The following is a 25,849-nucleotide window of genomic DNA, read 5'->3' as shown; positions in this document are numbered from 1 at the left end:
CCGGTTATGCCCTGCCGGTCTCTGCCAGCCTCTCCTGCAGGAATGAGCGCAGTTCGGCGGTGTCGATGATGTGCGCCAGTCTCGGGAAAACGCTGGTCATCAGGGTGTGGTGGGCTTGCTGGTCCGGGTCGGTGACGCCGTCGGCCAGGATGTAGAGCTGGTAGTCGCGGTCGGCGGCGTCGATGACGGTGGACAGGACGACGCCGCTGGTGGTGATGCCGGCGATGACCAGAGTGGTGATGCCGCGATCCCGCAGCTGCCGGTCAAGGTCTGTCGTGGACAGCGCACCGAAGCGGGTCTTGCGGACGGTGATGTCACCGGGCTCGGGGGCGAGCTGATGGTGAAAGGCGGTGGCGGGATCCTCGTGGTGCATGAGGCGCTGCCGGCCGATGAAGGAGAAGGTCTTGTTGGCCGGCGGGATCGCCGCCCAGTCGGCTTCGGTGAAGCCGACCCGCACGTGGGCGATGGCAGCACCGTACGCTCGCATGTCGGCGATGGCGCCGGCTACCCGTGACAGCAGCGCTTCAGGGTCGGCCGGCCCGGGGAGCGAGGCCAGGATCGCCGGCTGGTAGTCCATGACGAGCAGTGCGGCCGTCCGAGGGTCCAGCGACATGTCTCTCCTTGGGTTGGGTGATGGGGGTTTCACTGTCTGGCCCGCTGAAAGGACCACCTATACTCCTTGCGGTTGTCTTGGAGTCCCTTGGCGCCGCTCATCAAAGCGGAGCCTGTCGCGCGGTGTCCAACAACCGCCACGCCGCCAGAAACAACCAGGAGTTGTTCAGGGAGCTGGACCTCGGTGCGGTCAGAACTTTCCTCGCCGTCGTCGACGACGGGCATTTCACCGAGGCGGCCGCCCGCGTGGGCATGACCGCAGGCCGTGTCCAAACGAATCGCCAGGCAGGCCTGACGGCATGGATGCCGGGCAACGCCCGCGACAGCGAGTGGGCCGAGTACTACCGCTTCCTCAGCGCCGAGTTCGGCATCCAGATCCACAGTTCCGGCCCGGTCTTCGGCCGTGACCACATCGAGCTGCTTGTGGGCTGGTGGCGCGGACCCGGGTGGGGCCCACAGGGCGGTCGCATGTGCGGCGTCATTCGTTGTGCAGGAGAGGGGCGATCGTCATGCGCGCCGCCGACCGCGCGGGCACCAGCGCGCCCAGGACGGCAATCGTCACCCCCGCCAGCGCCAGCGCGGCCAGCTGCGGCGCGTGCCAGACGTCCTTCATCCCCTCGGGGAACACGACGACCCCGACGGTGTCGACGATCACGCGGTGTGTGAGCATCCCGGCGGGGATCCCGACCAGGCCGCCGGCCGCGCCCGGGGCCGCCATCGATGTCACCATCATGATCGTCACCTGGCGTGGGGTCATCCCGATCGACTTGAGCATGCCGAGGTCGCGGCGGCGTTCGCGGGCGTTGAGCAGGACGGTGTTGAAGACGCCGAGCGCCGCCACGATGATCAGCAGTGTGGTGAACACCGAGGCGAACCCGACGACGGTCGTCGTGGCGAGGTCCCCTGGGCTCGAGACGGCCGGGTAGAGGCCGGGATCGGCGGCCTTGACGGAGTTGGCGTAGCTGTGGGCGTCAGAGCCGTCGGCGAGTTGGACCTCGTAGTGGTCGGCGGCGGTGCCGGGGTCCAGCGCGGTCAGCGTCGGCCAGGTGGACCACAGGAAGCGGGCGTCACCGTTCATGAGCTGGCCGACGATGGTGGCACGGGTCTGCCGGCCGTTCAGCTGCAGGGTGATCTGGTCGCCGACCGCCAGGCCGCGCTGGCGCAGGAACGACGGCGGCGCGGCGATCTCGCCCGGTCCGGCCGGCCAACGGCCCTGGACGATCTGGGAGGCCACGGCCGAGGTGTCGCCGCGCTGGAAGTTGACGGCGCTGCGCTGCGTGAACCCGGCCAGACGCACGTCCACGAACACCTTGGGGGTCACCTGCCTGGCGCCGGGCAAGGAGCGCAGCAGCGCCTCGATCTGCCGGTCGTTCAGCGCGGGGGCGCGCTGCCCGAACGCCGGTTGGCCCGCCCGTACGCCGACCTCGGTGGGCGCGCCCTGGTTGGCGGCGCCGAAGGCGAGCATCGTGCTGGTCAGCCCGGTGGTGAGGGTGACGGTGGTGACGCCGAGGACGATGGCCGCCATGGTCATCGCCGTCCGGCCGGGGCGGGCGAAGGGCTGGCCCAGGCCCAGGCTGACGGCGCGTGGCAGCCGGGTGCCGCCGAGAGCGCGCTGCACGCGCAGCCCGCGTCCCGGGCAGGGTGCGCTGCCGGCGCTGATCGCCTGCGCGGCCGACAGCCGGTGTGCGCGCAGCGCGGGGACCAGCGCGGCCAGCAGGACAAGGAGCGGCATGCCCAGCAGGCAGGTGATCGACACCCATGGGCTGATCCCGATCTCTGCGCTGCCGCTCTCGATGCCCTGGAAGGCGGCCCGCAGCACCGGCTCGGCCAGCAGATTGCCGAACAGCGTGCCCAGCACGCAGCCGGCCGCCGCGGGCACGGACACCATCGTGAGGTACACCGCGACCACCTGGTTCGGCGTGAAGCCCACGGCCTTGAGCACGCCGATGTGCCGGTACCCGGACACGACGGCGCCGCTGACGACGTTCGCGACGATGAGGACGGCGACCAGCAGTCCGAGCACGCCGAAGAGCGCCATCAACGGCAGGTAGGCGTCGGCCATGCTGGAGAAGGCCTTCCTGAGCGCGAGGTGGGACTGCGCGACGGTCAGCGAACCCGCGGGCAGCCCGCCCGTGACCGCCTCCAGGCCGGCGCGGATGCCCTCCTCCGTCGAAGGATCGGTGAACCGGTAGAGCATCTGGACGGCGGACGGGCGTAGCGCCGCCATCTGCGCGGGCGCGACCCAGGCGTCGGCCGACTGGCTCATGCTGGAGGCCAGCCCGACGACCGTCAGCGGCGGCACTCCCGGCGCCCGCAGCTGTGACCCCAGCGTGCCGGGGCGGGGCGGGCCGGCGGCGGAACGCAGGTTGATCACGACCTCGCCCGGGGCAGTGGCCCAACGGCCGTGCAGGAGGCGCAGACGATCTACCGGGCCGCTGGGATCGACCCGGCCTACCACGGTGAGCGGGCCTTCGGCCTCGGGGATGTCCGTGGTTCTAAGGAAGTCGATGACGACCTGGTCGAACGGCCCGGCCGCGGCCTCGACGCCCGGCCGCCGCGCGGTCTGCTCCACCTGCGCCTTGGATGCCTTCGCGGAGTCGAATTCGACTACCGCGTGGGCGCCGTTCTGCTTGGCGAAAGCCCGGTCGAACGGAGCGGTGGCGGCGTCGAGCAGTCCGCTCGCGAGCATGATCGTCGTGGTGCTGGCCAGCACGACCAGGCCGATGACGACGGTCTGGAGCCGGCGACGCCGCACCGCCGCGCGCGAGGCCCGCCACACCGCGCTCATTCGACCCGCTCCAGGGCGCTCTCACGGGCCACCCGGCCGTCGGCGAGCTCGATCAGGTGGCTGGCACAGCGGGTGGCCAGGTGCTGGTCGTGGGTGACGATCAGCAGCGTCTGGCCGATCTGGTTGAGGTCGATGAGCAGGTCCATCACCTGGTCGCCCGAGCGGCTGTCCAGCGCGCCGGTCGGCTCGTCGGCCAGTAGCAGCGCCGGGCGGTTCATCAGGGCGCGGGCCACGGCGACCCGCTGCCGCTCTCCGCCGCTCAGCGCCGCGGGATAGGCGTCCTTGCGGCCTGCTATGCCGAGCTCGTCGAGGAGTTCCAGCGCGCGTCTACGCGCTTGGCGGGCCGGGATGCCGATGAGCTGCGCGGACAGCGCGACGTTGTCGAGCGCGGGCAGGTCGTCGATGAGGTTGAAGAACTGGAAAATCATGCCGATGTGCCGACGCCGGAACAGCGCCAGCCCGGTCTCGTTCAGGCTGCCCAGGTCCTGGCCGTCGATTTCGACCGTGCCCTCGGTGGGACGGTCGAGGCCCGCGATCATGTTGAGCAGAGTGGACTTGCCGCATCCCGAGGGCCCCATCACGGCGACGGCCTCTCCCGCGCTGATGCTCAGGGACACGCCGTCCAGCGCCGCTGTCTCAGCGTACTGCTTGCGCACGCCCTTCAGCCGGACGACGACGTGTCCCGCACTGTTCTCACTCGTCACGGGCATAACGGTAGAGCTGCGGCGCATGTCGCGGCATCCATCCACAGGGCCACCTTCTCCGCGATGTCATACCGGAGATGTACGGCGGTGCATCCGCGGTCTGATGCGGAGTGTGGCGCCCTTCTGGGACAGTGGTGCCGTGGGGGAATCGGGGGTTGTCTGGCTGCTCGCCGCCCTCGTGGTGGTGTGCGCCGTCGCCGGGTGGCTGGGCATGGCCCTCGTGCGTGAGCGGCGGCGGCGTCGTGAGGCGTTGGAAGAGCGCGGCTGGCTGCTCGAGCGGGAGCGGGAGGGCGCCGCGCGCGCCGCCGTCGAGGAAGAGCGTTCGCGTATCGCCCGCGAGCTGCACGACATCGTCAGCCACAACGTGAGCCTCATGGTGGTCCAGGCCTCGGCCGCCCGCGAGGTGTTGTCCACGATGCCCGCCGAGGCCGAGGCGGCGCTCAAGGCCGTCGAGGGCGCGGGCCGCGACGCGATGACCGAGCTGCGTCACCTGCTGGGCCTGCTGGCGCCTTCGCAGAGCGGCGACGACGACGACGAGCCGAACGGCGGTGACCTGTCGCCGCAGCCGAGCCTGAGCGGGCTCAGCCCGTTGATCGACCGAATCGCGTTCGCCGGGCTGCCTGTGGACGTGCGGATCTCCGGGCAGCCCCGGCCGCTGCCCGCCGGGATCGACCTGACCGCGTACCGGATCATCCAGGAGGCGCTGACCAACGCGCTCAAACACGGGGACGGGGTGAAGGCGGAGGTCATGGTGCGTTATGCCGATCACTATCTGCGGGTGGAGGTGCTGAACACCGGGCCGAGTGTGCTGACCGGCGGCGCCGCCGCGCCGGGGAAACGCGATGGCAAGGACGGTGCCGAGTCGGCGCAGGATGCCGATCGCAGCGACGGGGCACGGCGGGGGCTGGTGGGCTTGCGCGAGCGGGTCGCCGTTTACGGCGGAGAGCTGGACGCCCGCAGGCGGCTCGGCGGTGGCTACCGGGTCCGAGCGCGCATCCCGCTGGAGCGGCCATGACAGCCACCGCCGAGCCGTCGCCTCGGGTGCTGATCGCCGATGACCAGGCCCTGGTGCGCAGCGGTTTCCGCCTGATCTTGACCACACGCGGCATCGACGTGGTCGGCGAGGCCGCCGACGGGGTGCAGGCGGTCGCGGCGGCGCGCGAGCTCCGTCCCGACGTGGTGCTGATGGATATCCGCATGCCCACCATGGACGGTCTGCAGGCCGCCCGGCACGTCCTGGAGGAGCTGCCGCGCTGCCGGGTGATCATGCTGACCACGTTCGACCTCGACCGCTACGTCTATGCCGCGCTGGCCCTCGGCGCCAGCGGCTTCCTGCTCAAGGACGTCACCCCTGAGCACCTGGCCGCCGCCGTACGCCTGGTCGGCACCGGCGACGCCCTCCTGGCGCCCTCGATCACGCGGCGGCTCGTCGAGCGCTTCGCCTCCGGCGACCGCCGTCCCGCCCAGGCGCCCGCCGTCCATCGCGACCTGGCCGCCCTGACGCCCCGGGAGCTGGAAGTGCTGACGCTGCTCGGCCGGGGACTGTCCAACACCGAGCTGGCCGCCACACTGACCCTCAGCGATGCCACCGTGAAGACCCACGTCGCCCGCATCTTCGCCAAACTCGGCCTCCGTGACCGGGCACAGGCCGTCGTGCTCGCCTACGAGACGGGGCTCGTGTCGCCGGGCGAGTCCGCGTAAGATCGCGAAGGCGACCGCCGGGACTGGAGACTTCGAGCAGGCGCGGAAGACCTACCTTCAGGGCGACCAACGCAGGGATCAACAGCTCCATACCTTCGTGAGAGCAATCGGGCTCTCGCGGAGGAGGAGCGAGTGCGATGGCCAGGGGGAAGCCCGGCCTGCTGTCCGCAGGTCGAGGGCCATCGAGCGTGGCTCGTGCGGCGGGGCTACACATTGGCGACGGTCCGGGAGCGCGGAGCCCAAGATGGCGTTACATGATCCCGATCACGGCACGGGACCCGGTAAGCATGTGATGGACGGACGGTATCGACTGAGAAAGCGGAGGCGCCGCGATGCGTGATGAGCTGGCTGTGCGGCCGATGGGCCGGGTCGGGTTGCCGGTTACGCCGGTGGGGATCGGGTTGGCCGCGCTGGGCCGGCCGGCGTACATCACCCTCGGCCGGGAGGAGGATCTCGGCGGTGATCGCAGCGTCGCCGCGATGCGGGCGCGGACCTGGGCGGTGCTGGATGCGGCGCTGGCGGCCGGCGTACGGTACTTCGACGTGGCCCGCTCCTACGGCAGAGCCGAGGAGTTCCTCGGCGGCTGGCTGCGTGAGCGCGCCATCGCGCCCGGGACCGTCACTGTGGGGTCGAAATGGGGGTACGCCTACGTCGGTGGCTGGCAGATGGACGCCGACCGGCACGAGGTGAAGGAACTGTCCGCTGACCGGCTGCGACAGCAACTGGACCAGACCCGGGCACTGCTGGGCGAGCACCTTTCGCTCTACCAGATCCACTCGGCCACCGTCGAAAGCGGCGTGTTCGACGACGAGGACGTCCTGGCCGAGCTGCGCGAGTTGCGCGCCGGGGGCGTCGCGGTCGGCCTGTCCACGACCGGCCCGCACCAGGCGGACACCATCGATCGGGCGGTCGAGATCGGTCTGTTCGACACGGTCCAGGCCACCTGGAACCTGCTGGAGCGATCCGCCGGCCCTGCCCTGGCTCTGGCGCACCGTTCCGGCCTGGGTGTGATCGTCAAGGAGGGCGTGGCGAACGGCCGCCTGACCTCCCACGCCGCCCCTGCCGCGCTCGCCCGTGCCGCCCGGGATCGCGGCGTCACGCCGGATGCCCTGGCCTTGGCCGCCGTCCTCGCCCAACCGTGGGCCGGCGTGGTGCTCAGCGGGGCCGCCTCGGTGGATCAGTTCAGCAGCAACCTGACCGCGACCCGCGTCGACTGGGATACGGAACTGGACGAGCGCCTGGCCGTACTGACCGAGAGCCCCCAGACGTACTGGACGACACGAAGCTCACTGAAGTGGCAGTGATCACTCCGCTGCGGGGATGGAACTGGGTCGTGAACTCTCCGCGGTGACTCGTTGGGACCGAGATCGCGGGGTTCGGCTGGTCACCGGTGCGTGCGAGGTCGCGCTGCGGCCAGCATCGGCGCGGCTCGGCGTCGCCGCGCCGGCCCACGCCGGCTGCGACGACGCCAAGCTCACGCGAGGCGCGACCGGGTACGGCATCCGTCTCCTGCGCGCGGGCTCAGCGAGCGGAACACCTGACCGCGCCCGCGACTACTTTTTCAGCCAGAGCATGTAGTACGGGCTGTCCCAGCGGCAGTCGTACTCCTTGTACCCGTCCATGACGAGTTTGGCCGTCCCCGCTGAGACGCAGTTTTGAAGTGTCCGGTAACCCTTGTACGCGGTCCAGCCCGACGCCGTGGCACTGGCCGGGGTGGCGGCGGCGAGGGCACCCGCGACGAGGGTGCCGGCCAGCGCCAGTGTCACGCCGAACCGGGCGGCTTTCTGTCGCAAGACATCGTCCTTCCTCGATGGGCGGCGCACGCGCCGCCATACGGATGGCTCCACGGTAACGTTCCTTGATCATGAAATTCAGGCATTTGTCGATCTTCATCGATAGGTGTGGCAGGAAGGCGACGTATTCCATAGACCGCACCCGTCCGTGCGGGAACGTCTCGCTCCACGCCATCACCGAGGCCACGTCCGGCCAGAGGAGCCGGCGATTCCAGGCGCGACCATGGCCACGCCGCAGGAAGACGCACCCCATGCTGGTCGACCTCCAGCACTGGCCGCCCGCTCACCGTCGTGATGGGGCGGGAGCCGAACAGCGCGATCGCGAGAGGTCCACCTGTTGCAGCTGAGCGATGTGGCCGACCGGTCGGGTCCCCAATGAGGTGGCGGCTATGTCGATCCGCATGATGCGGCGTATGCTGGGCCTTTTCATGGCTTTGGTTGGATTCTTGGCAGCGGGCGGTAACAAACGTAATTTTGATTGGTTTGGGATCCATCAGCTTCTTGGGGCCGCACTGGATCATCCATTTTAGACGGAGCTGAACGTAATGCAGATGTACTACCCCAAGCTCATTGCGCCGGTGCGGAGAGTGGGGAGGCTAGAATTCGACCTGTCCCGACACATAGTCGTGATGGGAATCGTGAATCGTACGCCAAACTCGGGCTTGGATCCGAATCGGTCGATGGAGGCCGGTGAGGCGATTAAAACGGCGGAGCGGGCGCTACGAGATGGCGCGGAATGGCTTGATGTAGGGGGTCGGGCGTTCCGCTCTGATCAGCCACCGCTGTCGGGGGCGGAAGAGATAGACCGCGTGGTGCCCGTGATCAAGGGCATTCGGGAGAAGAGTGACGCCGTGATCAGCGTGGACACTCACCTGCCGGAGGTTGCGGAGGCGGCTTACAAGGCGGGCGCCGACGTGATCAATGACACGAACGGGCTCCGTTCGCCGGGGATGGCGAGCCTTATCGCCGAGACGGGGATGAGCGTTGTCATTACCCACAGCATCGGCGGGCCGGGGGAGGTAGTAGCGCGTCCCCAATACGAGGATGTCCTCAGCGAGGTGGCGGAATTCCTTCGCCAACGGGCGGACACCGCGGTTGGATGTGGCATCAAACCGGAGAAAATCTTTATCGATCCTGGGCACGACCTGAACAAGACCACCGAGCACTCGAACACGATAACCCACCGGCTGGGAGAGATCGCGGCAATCGGCTATCCGGTGCTGGTGGCGTGCAGCAACAAGCATTTCATTCGGGAAAGCCTCGGGGTGGAGCCGGGTAGCGAAGCGCTGAAGGCCGGAACTATTGCAGCGAACACGGTGTGCGCCTATCGGGGCGCGCGGGTCGTGCGGGTCCATGATGTTGCAGCGAATGTTGCTGCGATGAGGGCAGCGGAATCAGCGCTTGGTTTGGCATAAATCTGTGCAGTTGGCGTCAAGCCACAGCTTGGTCAGCACCTTTCCAGGCCTTCAAAGTTGCGACAGCACGTTCGCCGATGGCTCGGCTACGGGCCCATCCCCGACGCGCCGAAGAGCCCGCACAGGGCGGGCTCTTCGCGGTGGGAAATTTCCGAACTAAGACATCGTTTCCAGTTCGGTACGCGTCAGCTTGAGGGTGTTCTCCGGCAGCGACTCGGGGTTGCTGGAGGTGTCCAGCGGATACTTCGCCTGGACGGGGTTGAGCAGTGCGGCGGGCGAGTCAGGGTAGGTTTCCAGGAACAGGACGTAGCTGCTGTCCTGGTTCATCTCAGTGGTGTGTTCCTCCTCATAGGTCACACCTTCGAAGTTTCCCCCGAGCTCCTTGACCTCGATGGACTGCCCTTCCTGGGCCGGACCTTTGAAGACCTTTACCACCTGGGCGGTGTAGACGGTGATGACTGTCGGCGGGGCCTCGGGCGGAGCGGCCACCTCGGCAGGGGCTCCCGCGTTGGGATTCAGATTCGGATCTGTCTCTGCGGGATCGGGCGCTTCCGCCTGTTCCTGGAGATAACGCGGCTCTCCGATGATGCGGGCTTCGACGACCAGGGTCGCCTTGTCGAAGAGCGCATCGGTGCTTTGGTACTGGGGATAGTCGGCTCGATAGAGGACGGGTTCCTCATGCGCCGAGCATGCGGTCACGAACACCGCGGCGAAGACAAGCGCGCCAAGACGCCGTAGCACTGGTCGGCCTCCTTTAGTAGTAGGCGTTGACGTCGGCGACATCGTGCGACTGGGGCTTGGTCATCGAGTTGCGGTTCCTGCTCGTATTCATGATCGAGGTGGTCGAGTTGTGCGCGAGGTTCAACGCGTGCCCGAGCTCGTGGACCAACGTGCTCGTGACGAAGTTCGAGAAGTTCGACGCGTCCCTGTTGATCGTCCGGGAGTTCAGCTTGACGTACATGCACATCCCGCCGCACCTCTGATACTGCCCGTACCAGGTGTTGCTGTAGGACTTCACCGTGATCGTCGAACCGGAATTCGTGCTCTTGTAGAAATTGGCGGGGCTCGAGGTCGCATTCCAATTGGACAGCGCCTTGTTCATCGGCGTCTGCCAGGTGCCGTTATAGCTGTACGGGTAGAGGTGGATGCTGGCGATGTCCTGGCCGGTGCCGTTCCAGTGGGCGAATGCCGGCGAGATGCCCACCGTCCCCACCAGCATGACAGCGAGGACCATGAATAATCCTCGCCGTGCGTTACGTCCTAACGTTCCCGGATGCATTTTCGAGACGTCACTCCTTGCGTTCTGGAGGTGCCGTGCGTGAACACAAAATGGGGGAGGCAGCGGAAAGCTGATCGAAGCGCTTTGAACGGAGTATGCGTGCCAGAATGATCACGTGTCAAGGATGGTTGAGCGGGACTTCAGAGGCATGGGCGTGAGGGCGCGAAATGAGGTGTGCCGGAGCGTCCTGGAGGGTTGATCGAGCGTGGTTTTTCCCTGCGAAGAGTTCGCACACGCGCGTCCTCGGCGCGGTCGCATGCCGAGCGACCGGCGTGGAACGTGCCACATATCCGCAGCGCACCCGAAACGGGCCCAACACCCGAATCGTCGACGAAAGCGACCGATGGAATCCCGAGCGAGTTACTTAGGCGGAGGGGGCCAGGGCCTCCAGGGCCTCCTCCGCGCGGCGCATCGCCTCCTTGGCGTCGGACGTGACGACCTCCGGATCGAAGTTCAGGTCGTGGAAGACCTCCGTCACACCCTTCGCCGCCAGCTCCCCGACGTCCGCCCTGATCTCCTCGAAGGTGCCCGTCAGCGGCTGCCGCTCCTCAGCCCCACCAGGGCGTACCCGGGTCACCCCCCGGCAGACGAAGCGGAACCCTTCGATGTCGCGGCGGCCCGCCTCCGCAGCCGCCGACTTGATCAGCTCGATCCGTCCGGCGACCGCCGCGAGGTCCTCCCGGCTTGAGCTGATCCAGCCGTCCGCGAGCCGCCCGGCCCGGCGCAGTGCCACGTCGGCCGTGCCGCCGAGCAGGATCGGGGGCACCGGCGACGGCTTGGGGTCGATGTGGGAGCGCGGCACCTGGTAGAACTCCCCGTGGTGCTCGACCACCCCGTCCTGCCACGCCTTGCGCAGGACCTGGACGAACTCCTCGCCCCTGCGCCCCCGGTGCTCGAAGCCCACTCCCGCCGCCTCGAACTCCTCCGGCAGCCACCCCAGCCCGAGCCCGGCCGTCAGCCTGCCCATGGAGACGCTCTGCAGGGTCGCGAGCTGCTTGGCCAGCAGCACCGGCTGGACGAAGGCGTTGATGATCGCCACGCCCAGCCTGATCGTGTTCGTCACCCCGGCCAGGTAGGCGAGCGCGACGAGCGGGTCGTGCACACTGCGATATGTCGGACCCATCGGGTGCCCCACCGGATAGAGCACTCGCTGGAAGGTCCAGAGCTCGTGGTATCCCAGCTCCTCGGCGCGGACGGCGACGCGGCGCATGTTGCTTGGCGTGGCCCACGGCCCTGACTGGGGCACGGCGAAACCTATTCTCATGCCATCTAGTCTGTACGAGTGGCTCTGGAGGAGGAGCTGGCGGGGATCGCCGGCGCTTATGGCGGCACGGGCGACCTCGTGCGTCACCCGACGCGTACGGACGTGGTGGTCCTGCGCCGGGGCGAGGTGGTGGTGAAGGCGCACTCGGTGCGCGACGAGGTGGAGTCGCTGCGGCCGAGGCTGCGCGCGGCCGCGTCGGCGGCGTTGAGCGGCCTGATGCTGGCGCCGCTGGACCCCGAGGTGCTGACGGTGGCGGGCCGCGCCGTCACGGTGTGGCCCGCGGGCCGTCCGGTGTCCCAGGACGACCCCGACGCCGCGCCCTGGGAGGAAGGGGCCAGGCTGCTCGCCCGGCTGCACGCCGTACCCCTGACGCTGTTACCGGCGCTGCCCGCGGCGGGAGGGCCGGCGCGGGCCGCCAGGGCGGTGCGGCGGATGCCCGGTGATGGTCCCGTCGAGCAGCTCGTACGGCGGGCGTTCAGCGAGCTCCCCGAGCCCGAGCCGGGGCCGGGCCTGCTCACCCACGGCGACTGGCACCTGGGGCAGCTCGTCTGCCGCGACCGCTGGTTACTCATCGACGTCGATGACCTCGGCATCGGCGACCCCGCCTGGGACCTGGCCAGACCGGCCGCCTGGTACGCCGCGGGGCTGCTCGACCCGGTCGTCTGGGATCGGTTCCTCGGGGCCTACCTAGCCTCCGGCGGGCCCGCGCTCGGCCGGGGCGACGACCCGTGGCAGTGGCTGGACCTTCCGGCACGGGCGCTGACCGTCCAACTGGCCGCCGTGGCGGTGCTCAACGCCGAGCGGGAGCATCGGGAACTGGACGAGGTAGAGCATTCGTTGGTCGAGTCGTGCAACAGAATCGTCCGAGCATGACGGGGTCACGCGCGGTAGGTTCTTCCCTAAACTCCAAAGCCGAGGAGAGCGCGACATGCAGTGCCCGAAGTGCCGCGGCAATATGCGGACATATGAGCGTAATGGTGTCCACATCGAGCAGTGCGACAACTGCCGTGGGATCTTCCTCGACTACGGCGAGCTCGAGACGCTGACCCGGATGGAGTCGCAGTACCACGCCGCTCCCCCGCCCGCGCCCGGCCCGGCGTGGGGCGCTCCCCATGGCGCTCCTCACGGGGGTCACTACGGCCACCACCGCGGCCAGCGCAGCTGGGTGGGCATGCTGTTCTCGACCTGACCCGGTCCGAGCGCCTAACAGGGCGGGCCGCGCGCTCCCGGTGCGCGGCCCTGGTCCGTCAGCGGGGGAACTGCTCCGGATCCACGGCGGAGGTGCGGGCGTTGCCCCCGGAGATGGCGTGCAGCGTGACCCGCCAGTCGTGCCAGAGGATCTGCGTCGACGTGAACGTGGTCTTGAACTTCACCGACTTCTGGAACCTCTCGAAGCTGCAATCACGGGTGAACGACTTGCTCTTGCCGTCCCAGTCCACGCCGTGGGTGAAGAAGATCTTGTAGGTGCCGTCGCGTACGCCCCTGACCTTGAACTTCGCCTTCTTGCGCACGTACACGCTGAACGCCCTGGACTTGCCCTTCATGACAGTGACGACGGCGTCGCGGGTGGCGCCGTTGTCGATCTGCAGCGAGCTGCGGCCCGTCATGCTGCCCTTGCGCAGGTAGTGGCCGTTGCCGAGCCGCCTCGTCTGCTTGCCCTTGGCCTTGACGGTGACGACGTCGGCCGGATAGCCGCCGGCGCCCTGCAGCGCTTCGCCCGCCTTGTCGAGGGAGCTGAGCCGGCTGCCCAGGTCGGTCAGCACGGCCGACGAGGTGCACAGGTTGCGGGTGCCGACCTTGCCCGCCGTGGTGCCGAGCTGGGTGGCGAAGGCGCGCAGGCTGCTCACGTACGCGTCGTGCTGGGCGCGTACCTCCTGGGGCGGCGTCATGGCGGCCAGCTCGTTGGCGGCGCCCAGCAACTGCTCCTGGGCGCGCTGCACGCGCTGGTCGAGCGTCTTGACGGTACGCGCGCCGACCATGGCGTTGATCGCGTCGAGCATGGCCTTGTGCTTGGTGCCCAGCTCGCTCTTGTACGCCTCGGCGGTCAGCGCGGTGGGGGCGCTGCTCTGGGGGGTGGCGGGGCCGGAGTTGGCGGTGATCGAGCCGGTGCCGCCGCCGACACCGCTCACGCTGGCCTCGCCGCCACTCGGCCGCTGCGGCACGGCGGAACACGCGGCCAGCGTGAGGGTCGCGAGCGCGAGCGCGGAGGAGATCAAGCGAGGGGCAGCCACCTGCCACACTATCTCCGGATTGATCCCCGCCCGTCAATCACGATTCGGTCAGTCCCTCGTCGCGGTCCTGGCGCAGCCACCTGGTCAAACCGAGCATTTCCAGGAATGGCAGATCATGGCTGGCCACGATCAACGCGCCCCGGTAGGCGGCGAGTGCCTGGGCGAGCTGGCGGACGCTGGGCATGTCGAGGTTGTTGGTCGGCTCGTCGAGCAGGAGCAACTGCGGCGGCGGCTCCGCCGACAGCAGCGCCGCCAGGGTCGCGCGGAACCGCTCGCCGCCCGACAGCGTGCCCACCGGCCGCGACACCCGGTCGCCCCTGAACAGGAAGCGCGCCAGACGGGCGCGCACCTCGTGCACCGGGGCGGACGGCGCCAGGGCGTGGACGTTGTCGAGCACGCTGAGCGAGTCGTCGAGCAGGTCGAGCCGCTGTGCCAGGTAGCGGACCGGGACGTTCGCCCCGTGCTCGGCGATCCTGCGCAGCAGGGTGGTCTTGCCGGACCCGTTCGGGCCGAGCAACGCGATCCGCTCAGGGCCGCGCACGACCAGCTCCTCCAGCACCCGGCCGTCCTCCCTGTCGGTGTCGCGCGTGGGACGGGGAAGCGGGAGTTCCAGGACCACGCGCCCGGCGGGCACCGCGGTGCCCGGTAGTTCGATACGGATCTCCGCGTCGTCGCGGACGGCCTGCTCGGCCCCGGTCAGCCGGTCACGGGCCTCCTCCAGCTTCTCGGTGTGCATGTTGCGGTGTTTGCCCGCCGACACCTGGGCCTGGCGCTTGCGCTCCTGCATGATGATCTTCGGTTCGCGCTTGTTCGCGTACATCTTCTTGCCGTACCGCTGGCGCCGGTCGAGTTTGGTGCGGGCCTCGACGAGCTCGCGTTGCTGCCGCTTGACGTCGGCCTCGGCGACCCGGACGTCGCGTTCGGCGGCCTCCTGCTCGGCGGCGAGCATCTCCTCGTAGTCGCTCAGGTTGCCGCCGTAGCGGCGGACGCTGCCCTCGCGCAGGTCGGCGATCTGGTCGACGAGTTCGAGCAGCGCTCTGTCGTGGCTGACGACCACCATCACGCCGGGCCAGGCGGCGACCGCGGCGTAGAGGCGCCGCCGCGCGTCGAGGTCGAGGTTGTTGGTGGGCTCGTCGAGCAGCAGTACGTCGGGCCGCTTGAGGAACTGGGCGGCCAGCGCGACCATGACGGTCTCGCCGCCCGACAGCGTGGCGACGGTACGGTCGAGCCCGACGTGGTCGAGGCCGAGCCGGTCCAGCTCGGCCCGCGCGCGTTCCTCCACGTCCCAGTCGTCGCCGACGGCCGCGAAGTGCTCCTCGGCGACGTCACCGGCCTCGATGGCGTGCAGCGCCGACCGGGCCGCGCTGATGCCGAGCAGGTCGGAGACGGTACGGGTGGCCTTCAGGGAGAGGTTCTGCGGCAGGTAGCCCACCTCTCCCCCGACGGAGACGGACCCGGTACGCGGGACCAGCTCGCCCGCGATGATCCGCAGCAGGGTGGACTTGCCGGAGCCGTTGGCCCCGATCAGGCCGGTACGCCCGGCCGGGAAGGCGGCGTCGAGGCCGTCGAGCACAGGGGTGCCGTCGGACCAGGCGAAGGACACGCCGTCGACGACAATAGAAAAAGACATGAGGTGGCTCCCGTCACAAAGATCGAAATTTCGTGACTTGGCGGGAAACACCGCTGAATACGCCGCAGGATCGTACGCCGAAGGAATCGGCAAGGTGCGGTGCCCGCGACCTCAGATCCTCACGTCAACTGCCCCCAGGGCTCGGCGATACGTCGCAGGGGAGATTACCCGTCCGGAATCTATCCGGCAAGCCCCCTGGCCCGATGGGCCGCCACGTTCACCCTGTTGGAGCAGGCCAGCGAGCAGAACCGGCGGCGCCCGTTGCGCGAGGTGTCGACGTAGACGGTGTCGCACCCCGCCCTGTCGCACCGGCCGAGCCGCCGCCCGTCGGAGAACGAGATGGCCATGGCCAGCCCGCCCGCGGTGGTGTCCTTCGTCCTGCTGACGATGTCGGCGTCGACGGAGAAGAAGTGCAGGTGCGGCTCGCGGCCGTCATGCGCGCTCACGTACGGCTTGGACGCGGTGATGTCGAGCAGGTCGTTGATCAGCTTGATCTGGGCGTCCTGGTCCCGCTCGCCGAACAGGGGGGCCAGGCGGTGCCGCCACTCCGCCAGCTCGCGCGCCTGCCCGGGCGTGACCTGCGGGCGGAGCATGCCGTGCTCCGTGAGCATCGGCTCGATCGCCTCCGGCCGGAAGTCGGTGCCGTTGACCAGGGCGGCCGCCAGGGCGGCGCCGTTGCCTCCGTAAGCGTTGAAATGCATAAGACCATTACATCAGGCTGGAGTCATGCATTCCAGACACGTCCACGATCCGCTGGCTCTCGCCGTCGTCTCCTCTCACTCCACTTCAGAGGGCGTCGTGTCCTACCTGCGCTGCGACTGCGGAGCGTGGGAGGTGCGGACCGCGCACATGGTCGCCACCACCCGCCCGCGCGGGGACGTACGACGGGGCTGAAGCTTGGCGATCAGGGCATCGACTGATGTGGGGCGTGGGATCTAGAGTCGGCAGCATCACCCCCACCAGGAGGTCAGGCATGTCCAGCATCCCCGCCCTGCTACGCGACCGGGTCGCGGCCACCCCCGACGCGGAGGCCTATCGGGTGCCGTCGGGGGATGGCTGGACCTCGCTGTCCTGGCAGGAGGTCGGCGAACGCGTACGCGGGCTCGCGCTCGGCCTGGCCGCCCTGGGCGCCGGTCCGGGCACCCGCGTGTCGATCCTCTGCTCAACCCGGCTCGAATGGGTGCTCACCGACCTCGCGGTGCTGTCCACGGGGGCCGCGACCACCACGATCTACCCGTCCAACACCGCCGCCGAGTCGGCCTTCGTCATCACCGACTCCGGCAGCACGATCGTCGTCGCCGAGAACGGCGACCAGGTGGCCAAGCTCAGGTCCGTACAGAAGGAACTGCCCGACGTCACCCACGTGATCGTCATCGACGGCGAGCCCGCCGACGACGGCTGGGTGCTCACCCTGGACTCACTGAGCACCCAGGACACAGCGAGCGACTACGACGCGATGGTCGACGCCATCGGCGAGCACGATCTGGCGACGCTCATCTACACCTCCGGTACGACCGGCCGCCCCAAGGGCGTGGAGCTGACCCACGACAACTGGCTGTACGCCGCCGACGCGGTCCGCAAGATCGACCTGCTCTCCGAAGCCGACCTGCACTTCCTCTGGCTGCCGCTGTCCCACTCGTTCGGCAAGCTGCTGCAGGTCGTGATGATCGACATCGGCGTGGCCACCGCCATCGACGGCCGGCTCGACCGCATCGCCGAGAACCTCGGCACGCTCAAGCCGACCATCATGGCCGCCGCGCCGCGCATCTTCGAGAAGATCCACAACACCGTGGTGTCCACCGTGCAGCGCGAGGGCGGCGTCAAGGCGCGCATCTTCGCCTGGGCCCGGGAGACGGGCATCCGGGTCAGCAAGGCCCGCCAGCGCGGGGTGGCGATCCCGCTCACCACCCGGTTGGAGTACGGGCTGGCGGACCGGTTGGTGTTCGCCAAGCTGCGGGAGCGGTTCGGCGGCCGGATCCGCTACTTCATCTCGGGCTCGGCGCCGCTCAATCAGGACATCGGCGAGTTCTTCGACGCGGCCGGCCTGACGATCCTCGAAGGCTACGGGCTGACCGAGTCGTCGGCGGGCAGCTTCCTGAACCGGCCGGACGCGGTGAAGTTCGGCACGGTCGGGCCGCCGCTGCCCGGCACCCGGGTGCGGATCGCCGACGACGGGGAGATCCTGATCGGCGGGCGCGGCGTCATGCGCGGCTACCACGGCCTGCCGGACGAGACGGCCGGCACGCTGTCCGACGGCTGGCTGCACACCGGCGACATCGGCGAGCTCGACGAGGCCGGGCGGCTGATCATCACCGACCGCAAGAAGGAGCTGATCAAGACCTCGGGCGGCAAGTACGTCGCGCCAACCTACCTGGAGGGCCGTATCAAGGCCGCCTGCCCGTACCTGTCGCACGTCTTCATCCACGGTGACCGGCGCAACTACGTCACGGCGCTGGTGACGCTCGACATGGAGGTCGTCAAGCCGTGGGCCCAGGCCGAGGGGCTGCCCGCCGACCCGGACCAGTTGCGCGAGCATCCGCGCATGCGCGAGGAGGTCGAGCGCGCGGTCAAGCAGGTCAACGCCGACCAGGCCAGCTACGCGACGGTCAAGAAGTTCGCCATCCTGGCGACGGACTTCACGGTGGAGACGGGCGAGCTCACCCCGAGCCTGAAGGTCAAGCGCAAGGCCGTCGAGGAACGCTACGGCGACACGCTCGACTCGTTCTACGACGGCCCCGCCTAGGCGGTCACAGCACCCGTTTAGCGCCCGGCAGCGACCGCACCAGGTAGGCCAGCCCCCAGCAGGCCGGCAGCGCGATGACCACCACCACGGCGAACTTGACGACCGCGATCGCGTGCAGCCCGGCCAGCGCGTAGCTGATCGGCACCAGGACGAGCGGGTGGATGATGTACACGGTGAACGCCTGGGCCGACAGCCACTTGCCGCGCGGCCCCTGGTGGTTGAACCGCTCCCTGAAGAGCACGGTGAGCCCGATGATCAGGCTGACGGCGAAGGCCGACTCCCAGGTGGCGGTCACGGCGGTCGACAGCAGGCCGGTGGTGAGCTGCCCGAGCGGCAGCAGGACGACGGTCACCAGGCCCGCGCTGATCAGCCCGAGCAGCCCGGCCTTGGCGGGCAGTGTCTGGAACCAGCCGCGCCTAAAGGCGATGAGGCCGACCACGAACATGGCCGCGTACTGCGGCAGGAAGTACGGCGTGGGTAGCCCCAGCACCGGCACATAGGAGCCGACGGGCACCGGGATCCGCCACAGTGTGGTGGCCACCGCCAGGCCGACGGTGAACAGCACGATCCAGCGCACCTGCAGCACCGAGTCCCGCGCCCCGACCGCCGCCTCGGCCGGCGCGCGGAAGCGCCGCCACAGCGCGTAGAGCGCGGCGAACACGATCAGCACCTCGGCGAACCACATCGGCCCCGGATCCCACGACCCGATGTAGTACTGCCAGTACGGCAGCGAGCCGTATCCGGACTTGTAGGAGCCCAACGTCACCAGCGGCCGCAGCACCAGCAGGAAGACCAGCAGCGGGATGCCCAGCCGGATCAGACGGTCGCGCAGGAACGCCCGCCCGCCCTTGCGGTCATAGGAGCCGGGGGTGAAGAAGCCGGAGATCAGGAAGAAGAAGCCCATGAAGAACGCCTGGTTGAACACCACAAGGATGTCCAGCGCGACCCCTGAGGGGTCCTTGGCGGGCTCGGTGTAGTACCAGAGCGGGATGTTCCCGTAGGTGACCGCGACATGGTGGATGACGACCAGTGCGGTCAGCACGATGCGCAGGTTGTCGATGGCGAAGAGCCGCGTGGCGGTCCTCAGCTCGGTCTTCACTTGACGGCCCTCTCGAATAGATCTGCCAGCTCTCTGGCGTGCGCGTCCAGGTCGTGGTCGGGGTAGGTCACCCAGTAGCCGAACATGTTGTCGATGGCCGACGACATCGTGACGGCCATCACCCGCACGTCGAACTGCCGGAACTCCCCGCTGGCCTGCCCGGCGAGATAGATCCGCTCCATCGCCGCGTAGGTCTCCTCGTTGGCCTTGATGCCGTAACGCGGCTGGCCGTCGGCGGTGCGCAGGTTGTAGAAGATCTCGCCGAGCGCCCTGAGCTGCGTCCGATGCGCCCTCATGTGCGCGGTGATCGACAGGATGTACGTCCTGAGCAGGCCCGTGGCCGATTCCACACCCTCCATCTCGGCCAGCACGTGCTCGCCGATCGCGGTGTAGACCTGGTTGACCACCTCCTCCACCAGCTCGTCCTTGCCGGCGAAGTGGTAGGAGATGACGCCCTTGCTGATCCCGGCGTGCTTGGCGATCTGGGCCAGCGACGCCGCGGCGAACCCCGACTCGGCGATCACCTCGATCGCGGACGCGACGATCTGGGCCCGCCGCGCCTCCTCGATGAATGAGCGCGCCTTCTGGCCGCCCGACTCAATTTCTGACCGCATGGCCAAAATTTAACACATGCGGCCAGAATGCGCGCATCGCGCTGGTCAGAGCCGGAGCCAGCCCGCCCGGCCGTACCAACTGCCGCCTGTGGCGAGGTGGTCGGCGATGGCCCGCTCCAGCCGCGTGCGGCGGGGCAGCTCGGTGGCGGCGGCCTCGGACCCGAAGACGAACGTCAGCACGTCGCTGGTGTCGGTGCGGTGCAGCAGGTGGAAGCGGCGCTGGAAGGCGACGATGTTGGAGCCCGCGGGCAGGTATCCGGCGAGCTGGTCGTCGAGCAGCCACGAGTGGCACGTCGCGACCGGGAACCGCTCCTCCGGGAAGTGGCGCGGGAAGAACTCCCTGGCCCGCTCGAACGACGCTTCGCAGGCCGCGGGCGTGATGGGGCCCTTGAAGTCGGGAATGTGCACGCCCAGCGCCAGGTCCCCCGGTCCGGTGGCCAGCCCCGCCGCCCTGACGCCCTCGCCGGTCCTGCCGCCCATCCTGGTCCGTTCGAACTGCAACCTGCCCAGCTCGTACAGGATGCCGCGGGCGTGCCGCATGAACCACCTGGGCGTGTTCAGGCCGCCGGTGCCGTGGCGCTTGCGGTGCACGGCCATGTTCCGGCCCAGGTCGGCGAGGGTGGCCCGGGAGACCTCCGCGGGGACGCCGCGTTCGCGGTGATACTCCCTCGTGTACGGCAGGGCGGCGACGAACACGTGCACGAAGAAGTACGGCCCCAGCTCGGGCAGGTCGGGAAAGGGCGGGGGCGGCGCGTCGAGGCTGCCCATCGCCGACACCAGCGAGCGGACGCACCGCTCCGCCAGCCACCACAGCGGGCCGCCCGGCTCCGGCAGCGTGGCCAGGACGGCGCCGATGTCCTCGTGCGGCACGGCGAGCCTGACCAGCTCGTCCGCCAGGTCTTCGGGGAAGGCGATCGCGGCGCCGCCCCCGGACTCGAGGTGGCCGAGCCAGTCGGGGTGGCCGCGGAGCAGGGTCTCGATGTCCATCGGCCTCAGCGTACGCGCGACTGGTAGACCGCCCTGGCCTGTCGCAGCACGGCCAGGTGGTCGGCGAGCTGGTCGCGGCCGACCAGTCTGGCGTGCCGTTTGATGAGGCCTTCGAGCAGGTCGAGCCAGTCGAGGCACCACCGGACGTCGGCCGGCCTGGCGACCTGCCCGCCGTCGACGTCCACGTGTACGGGGCTGGTCAAGGCGTAGCCGGTGTGGTTGAGCGTGCGCGGGTGCGGGTCGCACAGGGCCTCGGCGATCACGTACGTGGGGTGGCCAGCCTCCAGCTCGACCGTCACGCTCAGCACCTCCTCCTCGCCGCGCCGGTGGAGCGTCGGCGGGCGGCCGCCGGCCTCGGCCCAGTCGCCGGGGCTGGTCGCGGGCTCCAGGCCGCGTACCTCGCCGCCCCACCGCTCGCCGGCCGGGAGGCGCTCGGCTCCGGCGCGGACGCCTTCGGCCGTGCGGACGCGGACCGCCGTGACCTCCGGGCCGATGGCGGTGGCGGTGACCGTCAGCCGGTCGCCGGGGCGGGCGTCGATCGTGTCGCCCGGCCCATACCCGTCGACCGACAGCTCCAGCCAGGGCCCGGTGGTGGCGAACGTACGGCCCGCCCGCACGGCGTCGGCGAACGACGCGGCGGTCAGCGCGCCCTCCACCTGCGCGTAGACGCGGGCCCAGCCCGGCGGGTTCGACTGGTTGCCGGCCCGGGTGAAGGAGATCATCGAGTCGGTGCCCGCGGTGACGGCCAGCCGGTTCCCCGCCCCGATCAGCCGCCGGTACACCGCCGCCGTGCCCGTGATCGAGGAGTGGGTCAGCACGTCGAGGCTGTCGACGAGCCCGAGCGCGGCGTCGGCGACCAGCTCCCTGGCCGCGCAGTTGCGGGGCGCGGGCCAGACGATGGACTTGGGCGAGTCGCTGTCGCCGATCGGCTGGTGGAACGGATGGCTGTAGCCGACCAGCGCCCCCAGGTCGCGCAGCTCGCGCAGCCCCTCGGCGTTGGGCGGCCAGTCGGTGTCGCCGTCGAACCCGGTGTGAAACCGCTCCGGCGCCGCCCGCGGCGCGAAGGCGTAGACATGGCCGAGCAGGTCGTTGCGGTACTCGGCGCCCATCCTGGCCACGTGGGTCGCGTCGGACCAGGGCAGATCCTCGCCGCCCCAGTGGTCGAGCGCCGCCCGGTCGTAGACGCGGGCGCCCGACACGTTGCCGGCCAGCAGGTTGAGCACGTGCAGGTCCTCGCCGTGCTGCGCCGCCGCCGCGTCGGACGGGCCGCCGACCACGTCGCCGGCCCAGTTGAGGTGTACGTGCAGGTCACCGCCGTACCAGCCGAGGGCCGCGGCGTCGTAGATCCGTTGCGGGACCAGCCGGACCAGGTGCTCCTCGCCTGGTTCCGGGGTGATCTCCGTGGTGGCTTCGCCGTACTCCATGCCCCTCGTCACCGTGATCGTCAGCGGCTCGGCCGGGACGCGCAGGACGAGGTCGTCGCCGTGGAAGTACGGGCGGCCGTGGAAGTCGTGGCGGTGCGGGGTCGCCTCCGGGAACCAGCCCTGGCCGTCGGCGCCGGTGACGCTCCACCGGCAGGGGAACCCGGCGCTCAGCCGTACCGTGGCGGCCGGGACCGTCCTGACCAGCCCGTCGATCGGCACGGGCGCTCCGTCGACGGTGACCGTGCTGTCGCGGTCGATCTCGACCAGCCAGGCGCCTCTCGGCGCGACGACCCGTTCTGCGCCGTCCACGACGACGGGGGCGGCGACGTCGCGCCGCGAGTCGACCAGCAACGCGATCCGCGGCCTGGCGTGATCCGCGCGATCCGGCTTCGTGCACGGCACGAGATCCTGCGCGGCGCACGGCGCGAGATCCTGCGCGGCGCACGGCACGCAGTCCAGCACCGCCTGCGGTACGCAGTCCAGGACGGTGCCGGTGGCCGTCAGGTGGAGGGCGGCCAGGTGGGCGGGCAGTTCGCCGTCGAGAGTGTCGCGCAGGAGCTCGTCGAAGTCCGGCTCCGCCAGGCGGGTGGCGAGCTGGTCCAGGGCCTCGCCGGGGTGGCGCTCGGCGAGGCGTCGGAAGGCCAGCCGCCAGAACAGGTCCATCTGGGCCGGAGCCAGGACCCTGCGCCTGGCGAACAGCTTGACGTAGGGGATCTCCGGCTCGCCCCACGTGATGCCGTGCTCGCCGAGCAGCCGCCCGTACTCCTCCAGTGCCCCCGTGACCGTCTCCGGCAGCTCCGACTCCACATCCATGGGCCCCTCCCCGCGTTCGATGTGCGCCATGGTGACATGGATCACGTCACCGATCGGTTACGGCGCGTAGGAGTGGATGGGATATTCCACCCAGCGGAGGAGGAATCTCAACCCGAGGACCACTCACCTCAGCCGGTCGTTCGGTCAGGGGCGCTTAAAAGCGTTCAGCAGGCGGTCGGCGGCGAGCGCGGGGGTGAGGGTGCCCGCGAGAACCTCCCGTTCGACCTCGTCCGCGATCGCCGCCACCTCCGGCGCGTCCCGGAGCTCGGTGAGCAGCCGGTCACGGACCAGCGTCCACGTCCACTGCACCTGCTGGCCGCGGCGCTTGGCGGCCAGGTCCAGCGACTTCTGGTGGGCGAGCACCTTCCGCCACAGCTCGTCGAGCCCCGCGCCGGTGAGGCCGCTGCACGTGAGGACCGGCGGCGGCGCGGAGTCGGAACGCAGCATGCGCAGCGCCCCCGCGAGCTCCCGCGCCGCCTTACGCGCCGCGAGCTCGTGCTCGCCGTCCGCCTTGTTGACCGCGATCACGTCGGCCAGCTCCAGCACGCCCTTCTTGATGCCCTGCAGTTGGTCCCCGGTACGCGCCAGACTGAGCAGCAGGAACGTGTCGACCATGTCGGCCACCGCAGTCTCCGACTGCCCGACGCCCACGGTCTCGACGAGTACGACGTCGAACCCGCCCGCCTCCACCACGACCATGGCCTCCCTGGTCGCCTTGGTGACGCCGCCCAGGGTGCCCGACGTGGGCGAGGGCCGGATGAACGCGCCGGGGTCCACCGCGAGACGGGCCATGCGCGTCTTGTCGCCCAGGATGCTCCCGCCGGTCCGGGTGGAGGAGGGGTCAACGGCCAGTACGGCGACCTTGTGACCCTGGCCGGTCAGCATGGTGCCGAGGGCGTCGATGAAGGTGGACTTGCCGACGCCCGGCACCCCGGACACGCCCACCCGTGTGGCCCTGCCGGACAGCGGGGTGAGCTCGACCAGCAGCCGCTGGGCGAGCGCGATGTGGTCCGCCCTGGTCGACTCCACGAGTGTGATCGCACGGGCGATCCACGTGCGCGACCCCTCCCGCACCCCGTGGGCATAGTCCTCCAGCGAACGCACTCGCCCCTCCTTTTCTACGCTCGGTAAGCGTAACTTCCACAAATCCTGACTTTTGGCGCTAAGGTGCTGGACGTCAATTCTCGCCTGTCACAGGAGCCACTCCCCTTATGCCCAATGTCGAACCCTTGCGTGCGGGCGACCCGGCAGCGGTGGGGCGCTACCGGCTCGTCGGGCGGCTGGGCGCGGGCGGTCAGGGTGTGGTCTATCTCGGCCAGGCACGCAACGGGGCGCCGGTCGCGATCAAGGTGCTCCGCGAGGACATGGCGGGCGACGACCGCTTCGCCAAGGAGATCGCGGCCGCGCGACGGGTGGAGCCGTTCTGCATCGCGCAGGTGCTCGACGCCTCGACGTCGGGCCGGCCGTACATCGTGACCGAGTACGTGGACGGGCCGTCGCTCCAGGACGCGGGCCGGCACAGCGGGGCGGAGCTGCAGCGGCTCGCGGTCGCGACGGCGACCGCGCTGGCCGCCATCCATCAGGCGGGCGTCGTCCACCGGGACTTCACGCCGTCGAACGTGCTGCTCGGGCGGGACGGCCCCCGCGTCATCGACTTCGGCATCGCCCGCGCGCTCGTCTCCGGGGTGACCTCGACGAGCAGCATCGTCGGCACGCCCGCCTACATGGCGCCCGAGCAGTTGGCGGGGCAGGTGGTGGGGGCTCAGGCGGATGTGTTCGCGTGGGCGTCGGTGATCGTGTACGCGGCGTCGGGGGTGCCGCCGTTCGGCGACGACTCGCTGCCCGCGGTGATCAACCGCATCCTGCACAGCGAACCGCAGGTGGGAGAGCTGCCGGAGCCGCTGCGTTCGGTGGTGCTGAGCTGCCTGGCCAAGGACCCGGCGCGCCGCCCGTCCATGCAGGACGTGCTGCTGCGCCTGCTCGGCGGACAGTCCCGGCCGCCGACACCGCCTTCTGGCCGGACGGGGTACGGCGCCGCGCCGGACCAGGCCGCGTATGACGCCGCGCCGGACCAGGCGGGGTACGGCGCTGCGCCGGATCAGGCCGCCGCGTACGGGACCGCGCCGGGTCAGGCGGCCGGGCGTGATGGCGGACCGGGAGCAGGGCGGGCGCGGCGGCGGGGGAAGACCGCCGCCATCGCGGGCGCCTCCGGCATCTCGGTGCTGGCGCTGGCCGGGGCGATCGTGTGGCTGACCCCTTCGACACCGCAGCCGAAGACCAAGAACCTCTCGGGCGTCTCCACGAGCACGCCGAGCCCGTCCACCTCGCCCACGCGTAAACCACGCCCGAAGAAGACCGATACGTCCAAGCCGACCACGGACCCGGCAAGCCAGAACGGCACTTCCACCGCGGACCCTGCGACCGCTGCCGGGCAGCTCAAGCTCCGGTACGTCCGCGTCGGCGGCGCGCTGAACAACGGGTGCTACTCCGGCGGCCAGGTGACGCTGACCGGCCTGGTCCAGCGCCAGGGCAAGGCGGTGAACTTCGGCTTCGCCTGGATCATCGACAGCAAGACGGTGTGGCGGTCGACGGCGATCATCCCGGAGGACGGCGAGCTGTACCTGACCTCGCCCCACAACCTCAAGGGCACCGGCGGCACCCACACCGCGACTCTGCGGATCACCTCGCCGGTGGCCAGGCAGCGGAGCGTCTCCGTCACGTTGTGCCCGCGTGAGACGTACTGATGCCGCAC

Annotated in this window: 27 protein-coding genes; 11 read left to right on the top strand and 16 right to left on the bottom strand. The window is 69.8% G+C overall.

The annotated features are described in order from the left end of the window. Positions 1-4: 4 nt before the first annotated feature. From KLK06_RS44745 to KLK06_RS44730, 4 genes are all read right to left on the bottom strand, one after another. A complete protein-coding gene (locus tag KLK06_RS44745) occupies positions 5-613 on the bottom strand; it encodes a cysteine hydrolase family protein (protein ID WP_214641822.1) in 609 nt (202 codons plus the stop codon). Between the two features lie 29 nt (positions 614-642). After that, positions 643-1,023 (bottom strand): hypothetical protein, encoded by a 381-nt coding sequence (locus tag KLK06_RS44740; protein ID WP_214641821.1) that lies wholly within the window; start codon positions 1,021-1,023, stop codon positions 643-645. Positions 1,024-1,090: 67 nt separating this feature from the next. Continuing rightward, complete coding sequence (locus KLK06_RS44735; protein ID WP_214641820.1) at positions 1,091-3,400, bottom strand: FtsX-like permease family protein; 2,310 nt, start codon at positions 3,398-3,400, stop codon at positions 1,091-1,093. Continuing rightward, a complete protein-coding gene (locus KLK06_RS44730; protein ID WP_308168727.1) occupies positions 3,397-4,104 on the bottom strand; it encodes an ABC transporter ATP-binding protein in 708 nt (235 codons plus the stop codon). Before KLK06_RS44730 ends, KLK06_RS44735 begins: the two co-directional genes overlap by 4 nt. A 103-nt stretch (positions 4,105-4,207) precedes the next feature. Between KLK06_RS44730 and KLK06_RS44725 the strand changes: the two genes are divergently transcribed. The 4 genes from KLK06_RS44725 (at position 4,208) to KLK06_RS44710 (ending at position 7,383) form a co-directional block, all read left to right on the top strand. Then, complete coding sequence (locus KLK06_RS44725; RefSeq protein WP_214641818.1) at positions 4,208-5,119, top strand: sensor histidine kinase; 912 nt, start codon at positions 4,208-4,210, stop codon at positions 5,117-5,119. Then, positions 5,116-5,805, top strand: a complete 690-nt coding sequence (locus KLK06_RS44720; RefSeq protein WP_214641817.1) for a response regulator transcription factor — start codon at positions 5,116-5,118, stop codon at positions 5,803-5,805. Before KLK06_RS44725 ends, KLK06_RS44720 begins: the two co-directional genes overlap by 4 nt. 332 nt (positions 5,806-6,137) lie before the next feature. Next, a complete protein-coding gene (locus KLK06_RS44715; protein WP_214641816.1) occupies positions 6,138-7,109 on the top strand; it encodes an aldo/keto reductase in 972 nt (323 codons plus the stop codon). A gap of 16 nt (positions 7,110-7,125) precedes the next feature. Then, a complete protein-coding gene (locus KLK06_RS44710; protein ID WP_214641815.1) occupies positions 7,126-7,383 on the top strand; it encodes a hypothetical protein in 258 nt (85 codons plus the stop codon). On the opposite strand, the gene KLK06_RS44705 is transcribed toward KLK06_RS44710, so the two are convergent. Continuing rightward, entirely contained in the window at positions 7,359-7,598 is a 240-nt protein-coding gene (locus KLK06_RS44705) for a hypothetical protein (RefSeq protein WP_214641814.1), read from the bottom strand. The two genes, KLK06_RS44710 and KLK06_RS44705, sit on opposite strands and share 25 nt — an antisense overlap. A gap of 389 nt (positions 7,599-7,987) precedes the next feature. Between KLK06_RS44705 and KLK06_RS44700 the strand changes: the two genes are divergently transcribed. Together KLK06_RS44700 and folP are read left to right on the top strand one after the other, a co-directional pair. Continuing rightward, entirely contained in the window at positions 7,988-8,128 is a 141-nt protein-coding gene (locus KLK06_RS44700) for a hypothetical protein (RefSeq protein ID WP_214641813.1), read from the top strand. Between the two features lie 150 nt (positions 8,129-8,278). Continuing rightward, the gene (folP, locus tag KLK06_RS44695; protein ID WP_250906986.1) at positions 8,279-9,013 is read left to right on the top strand and encodes a dihydropteroate synthase; all 735 of its coding nucleotides are present in this window, start codon (positions 8,279-8,281) and stop codon (positions 9,011-9,013) included. Positions 9,014-9,169: 156 nt separating this feature from the next. On the opposite strand, the gene KLK06_RS44690 is transcribed toward folP, so the two are convergent. The 3 genes from KLK06_RS44690 to KLK06_RS44680 form a co-directional block, all read right to left on the bottom strand. Continuing rightward, the gene (locus KLK06_RS44690) at positions 9,170-9,754 is read right to left on the bottom strand and encodes a hypothetical protein (protein ID WP_214641811.1); all 585 of its coding nucleotides are present in this window, start codon (positions 9,752-9,754) and stop codon (positions 9,170-9,172) included. Positions 9,755-9,767: 13 nt separating this feature from the next. Beyond that, entirely contained in the window at positions 9,768-10,247 is a 480-nt protein-coding gene (locus tag KLK06_RS44685) for a hypothetical protein (protein WP_214641810.1), read from the bottom strand. Between the two features lie 409 nt (positions 10,248-10,656). Beyond that, complete coding sequence (locus KLK06_RS44680; protein ID WP_214641809.1) at positions 10,657-11,556, bottom strand: TIGR03619 family F420-dependent LLM class oxidoreductase; 900 nt, start codon at positions 11,554-11,556, stop codon at positions 10,657-10,659. An 18-nt stretch (positions 11,557-11,574) separates the two neighbouring features. Between KLK06_RS44680 and KLK06_RS44675 the strand changes: the two genes are divergently transcribed. After that, entirely contained in the window at positions 11,575-12,429 is an 855-nt protein-coding gene (locus KLK06_RS44675) for a phosphotransferase (RefSeq protein WP_214641808.1), read from the top strand. 55 nt (positions 12,430-12,484) lie between these two features. Then, positions 12,485-12,745, top strand: a complete 261-nt coding sequence (locus tag KLK06_RS44670; protein ID WP_214641807.1) for a zf-TFIIB domain-containing protein — start codon at positions 12,485-12,487, stop codon at positions 12,743-12,745. Positions 12,746-12,803: 58 nt separating this feature from the next. Here the strand turns inward: KLK06_RS44670 and KLK06_RS44665 are convergent, their stop codons facing one another. The 3 genes from KLK06_RS44665 to KLK06_RS44655 form a co-directional block, all read right to left on the bottom strand. Continuing rightward, on the bottom strand, positions 12,804-13,787 hold the full coding sequence (locus tag KLK06_RS44665) for a hypothetical protein (RefSeq protein ID WP_214641806.1): 984 nt from the start codon (positions 13,785-13,787) through the stop codon (positions 12,804-12,806). A 37-nt stretch (positions 13,788-13,824) separates the two neighbouring features. Then, on the bottom strand, positions 13,825-15,417 hold the full coding sequence (locus KLK06_RS44660) for an ABC-F family ATP-binding cassette domain-containing protein (protein WP_214641805.1): 1,593 nt from the start codon (positions 15,415-15,417) through the stop codon (positions 13,825-13,827). Between the two features lie 179 nt (positions 15,418-15,596). Next, positions 15,597-16,118, bottom strand: coding sequence for a CGNR zinc finger domain-containing protein (locus tag KLK06_RS44655; protein ID WP_214641804.1), 522 nt, complete (start codon positions 16,116-16,118; stop codon positions 15,597-15,599). 25 nt (positions 16,119-16,143) lie between these two features. On the opposite strand from KLK06_RS44655, the gene KLK06_RS44650 reads away from it, so the two are divergent. Together KLK06_RS44650 and KLK06_RS44645 are read left to right on the top strand one after the other, a co-directional pair. Beyond that, positions 16,144-16,311 carry a hypothetical protein gene (locus KLK06_RS44650; protein ID WP_214641803.1) on the top strand — a complete coding sequence of 56 codons (168 nt, stop codon included), beginning with the start codon at positions 16,144-16,146 and terminating at the stop codon, positions 16,309-16,311. A 79-nt stretch (positions 16,312-16,390) separates the two neighbouring features. Continuing rightward, positions 16,391-18,160, top strand: coding sequence for a long-chain fatty acid--CoA ligase (locus KLK06_RS44645; RefSeq protein WP_214641802.1), 1,770 nt, complete (start codon positions 16,391-16,393; stop codon positions 18,158-18,160). A gap of 4 nt (positions 18,161-18,164) precedes the next feature. On the opposite strand, the gene KLK06_RS44640 is transcribed toward KLK06_RS44645, so the two are convergent. From KLK06_RS44640 to meaB, 5 genes are all read right to left on the bottom strand, one after another. Continuing rightward, positions 18,165-19,259 (bottom strand): acyltransferase family protein, encoded by a 1,095-nt coding sequence (locus tag KLK06_RS44640; RefSeq protein WP_308168726.1) that lies wholly within the window; start codon positions 19,257-19,259, stop codon positions 18,165-18,167. Then, a complete protein-coding gene (locus tag KLK06_RS44635) occupies positions 19,256-19,873 on the bottom strand; it encodes a TetR/AcrR family transcriptional regulator (protein ID WP_214641801.1) in 618 nt (205 codons plus the stop codon). The genes KLK06_RS44640 and KLK06_RS44635 overlap by 4 nt, the downstream gene beginning before the upstream one ends. A gap of 45 nt (positions 19,874-19,918) precedes the next feature. Continuing rightward, positions 19,919-20,860, bottom strand: coding sequence for an acyltransferase domain-containing protein (locus KLK06_RS44630; RefSeq protein WP_214641800.1), 942 nt, complete (start codon positions 20,858-20,860; stop codon positions 19,919-19,921). A gap of 5 nt (positions 20,861-20,865) precedes the next feature. Continuing rightward, entirely contained in the window at positions 20,866-23,097 is a 2,232-nt protein-coding gene (locus tag KLK06_RS44625) for a CehA/McbA family metallohydrolase (protein ID WP_214641799.1), read from the bottom strand. Positions 23,098-23,241: 144 nt separating this feature from the next. Further along, positions 23,242-24,201: a methylmalonyl Co-A mutase-associated GTPase MeaB gene (gene meaB, locus KLK06_RS44620; RefSeq protein WP_214641798.1), complete on the bottom strand. Its 960-nt coding sequence runs from the start codon at positions 24,199-24,201 to the stop codon at positions 23,242-23,244. 107 nt (positions 24,202-24,308) lie between these two features. Here meaB and KLK06_RS44615 point away from each other — a divergent pair, with 107 nt between their 5' ends. Further along, positions 24,309-25,841 (top strand): serine/threonine-protein kinase, encoded by a 1,533-nt coding sequence (locus KLK06_RS44615; protein ID WP_214641797.1) that lies wholly within the window; start codon positions 24,309-24,311, stop codon positions 25,839-25,841. Positions 25,842-25,849: the final 8 nt, after the last annotated feature.

Source organism: Nonomuraea sp. NEAU-A123, from assembly GCF_018603905.1.
GTDB lineage: Bacteria > Actinomycetota > Actinomycetes > Streptosporangiales > Streptosporangiaceae > Nonomuraea.
Note: the sequence above shows the minus strand (reverse complement) of the source record. Positions and strands in the feature narration are given on the sequence as shown.

Excerpts from the sequence above, each read along its gene's own strand:
- KLK06_RS44725 (WP_214641818.1), top strand. The coding sequence starts at position 4,208 with ATGCGGAGTGTGGCGCCCTTCTGGGACAGTGGTGCCGTGGGGGAATCG.
- KLK06_RS44735 (WP_214641820.1), bottom strand. The coding sequence starts at position 3,400 with ATGAGCGCGGTGTGGCGGGCCTCGCGCGCGGCGGTGCGGCGTCGCCGG.
- KLK06_RS44635 (WP_214641801.1), bottom strand. The coding sequence starts at position 19,873 with ATGCGGTCAGAAATTGAGTCGGGCGGCCAGAAGGCGCGCTCATTCATC.
- KLK06_RS44650 (WP_214641803.1), top strand. The coding sequence starts at position 16,144 with ATGCATTCCAGACACGTCCACGATCCGCTGGCTCTCGCCGTCGTCTCC.
- KLK06_RS44715 (WP_214641816.1), top strand. The coding sequence starts at position 6,138 with ATGCGTGATGAGCTGGCTGTGCGGCCGATGGGCCGGGTCGGGTTGCCG.
- KLK06_RS44680 (WP_214641809.1), bottom strand. The coding sequence starts at position 11,556 with ATGAGAATAGGTTTCGCCGTGCCCCAGTCAGGGCCGTGGGCCACGCCA.
- KLK06_RS44615 (WP_214641797.1), top strand. The coding sequence starts at position 24,309 with ATGCCCAATGTCGAACCCTTGCGTGCGGGCGACCCGGCAGCGGTGGGG.
- KLK06_RS44645 (WP_214641802.1), top strand. The coding sequence starts at position 16,391 with ATGTCCAGCATCCCCGCCCTGCTACGCGACCGGGTCGCGGCCACCCCC.
- KLK06_RS44660 (WP_214641805.1), bottom strand. The coding sequence starts at position 15,417 with ATGTCTTTTTCTATTGTCGTCGACGGCGTGTCCTTCGCCTGGTCCGAC.
- KLK06_RS44655 (WP_214641804.1), bottom strand. The coding sequence starts at position 16,118 with ATGCATTTCAACGCTTACGGAGGCAACGGCGCCGCCCTGGCGGCCGCC.
- KLK06_RS44625 (WP_214641799.1), bottom strand. The coding sequence starts at position 23,097 with ATGGATGTGGAGTCGGAGCTGCCGGAGACGGTCACGGGGGCACTGGAG.
- KLK06_RS44670 (WP_214641807.1), top strand. The coding sequence starts at position 12,485 with ATGCAGTGCCCGAAGTGCCGCGGCAATATGCGGACATATGAGCGTAAT.
- KLK06_RS44710 (WP_214641815.1), top strand. The coding sequence starts at position 7,126 with ATGGAACTGGGTCGTGAACTCTCCGCGGTGACTCGTTGGGACCGAGAT.
- KLK06_RS44630 (WP_214641800.1), bottom strand. The coding sequence starts at position 20,860 with ATGGACATCGAGACCCTGCTCCGCGGCCACCCCGACTGGCTCGGCCAC.
- KLK06_RS44700 (WP_214641813.1), top strand. The coding sequence starts at position 7,988 with ATGTCGATCCGCATGATGCGGCGTATGCTGGGCCTTTTCATGGCTTTG.
- KLK06_RS44685 (WP_214641810.1), bottom strand. The coding sequence starts at position 10,247 with ATGGTCCTCGCTGTCATGCTGGTGGGGACGGTGGGCATCTCGCCGGCA.
- KLK06_RS44745 (WP_214641822.1), bottom strand. The coding sequence starts at position 613 with ATGTCGCTGGACCCTCGGACGGCCGCACTGCTCGTCATGGACTACCAG.
- KLK06_RS44720 (WP_214641817.1), top strand. The coding sequence starts at position 5,116 with ATGACAGCCACCGCCGAGCCGTCGCCTCGGGTGCTGATCGCCGATGAC.
- folP (WP_250906986.1), top strand. The coding sequence starts at position 8,279 with ATGGAGGCCGGTGAGGCGATTAAAACGGCGGAGCGGGCGCTACGAGAT.